This window comes from Thermalbibacter longus (genome assembly GCF_023806485.1).
Classification (GTDB): domain Bacteria; phylum Chloroflexota; class Chloroflexia; order Thermomicrobiales; family Thermomicrobiaceae; genus Thermalbibacter; species Thermalbibacter longus.
In genome coordinates this window covers 1-227 of record NZ_JAMSLR010000075.1, presented here as the reverse complement: position 1 = coordinate 227, position 227 = coordinate 1, and the positions used below count along the sequence as shown (strand labels likewise).

Annotated in this window: 1 protein-coding gene and 1 pseudogene; both read left to right on the top strand. The window is 62.6% G+C overall.

The window, feature by feature from the left end; all coding sequences use genetic code 11:
- Window positions 1-7 precede the first annotated feature (7 nt).
- Complete coding sequence (gene rpmJ / locus NET02_RS16515; RefSeq protein WP_132963213.1) at window positions 8-121, top strand: 50S ribosomal protein L36; 114 nt, start codon at window positions 8-10, stop codon at window positions 119-121.
- 18 nt (window positions 122-139) lie between these two features.
- Window positions 140-227: pseudogene (locus NET02_RS16510) on the top strand (30S ribosomal protein S13); the annotation flags it as partial.

Here is a 227-nt window from a genome sequence, read left to right as displayed (position 1 = left end):
GAAACCCATGCGCGTTTCGGCTTCCGTCAAGAAAATGTGCCGCAACTGCAAGATCATCCGCCGCCACGGCGTGGTGCGCGTGATCTGCAGCGACCCGCGTCACAAGCAGCGTCAAGGCTGAGTTTTTGCGAGGATCACCATGGCACGTATCGCCGGCATCAACATCCCGCCGCACAAGCACACCGAGATCGGGCTGACCGCCATCTACGGCATCGGCCGCACCCGCG

What these genes read in the sequence shown, in the direction of transcription:
- rpmJ (WP_132963213.1), top strand. Translation starts at nt 8, where the DNA reads ATGCGCGTTTCGGCTTCCGTCAAGAAAATGTGCCGCAACTGCAAGATC.